1 protein-coding gene is annotated in these 337 nt (G+C 58.5%); it reads left to right on the forward strand.

Annotated elements, in window-relative coordinates; all coding sequences use genetic code 11:
• Positions 1–240 (forward strand): phage tail assembly protein (locus tag AWM69_RS23180; RefSeq protein ID WP_218728614.1); only part of this gene is annotated, 240 nt, incomplete at its 5' end.
• Positions 241–337 lie beyond the last annotated feature (97 nt).

Consider the following 337-nt stretch of genomic DNA (forward strand, 5'->3'; position numbering starts at 1 on the left):
GAAATCAACCAGATCAAGGTCGACCGGCTCAAGCTGCGAGCGCCCACCGTCAAGGATGTACAGCAGGCCACCGTCCAGTCCGGTGGTGACGCCGAGAAGCGCGAACTGATCCTGTTCGCGTCCCTGACTCAAGCCGGGGACAAGGACATCGCCGGCATGACCGTCGTGGACTACAACCGCTTACAGGCCGGTTATTTTCGCCTGGTCGAAGATGATGAGCCTTACCCCTACAACGATTAAAGCGGCGGCCAAGCATCTGGCCCGGGAGTTTCATTTCTCGGCCAGTGAGATCGAGGCCATGCCGTTTAACCGCATGTTGTGGTGGCTCACGGATTGA

The organism is Pseudomonas sp. D1HM, from assembly GCF_019266105.1.
Taxonomy (GTDB): Bacteria; Pseudomonadota; Gammaproteobacteria; order Pseudomonadales; family Pseudomonadaceae; genus Aquipseudomonas; species Aquipseudomonas taetrolens.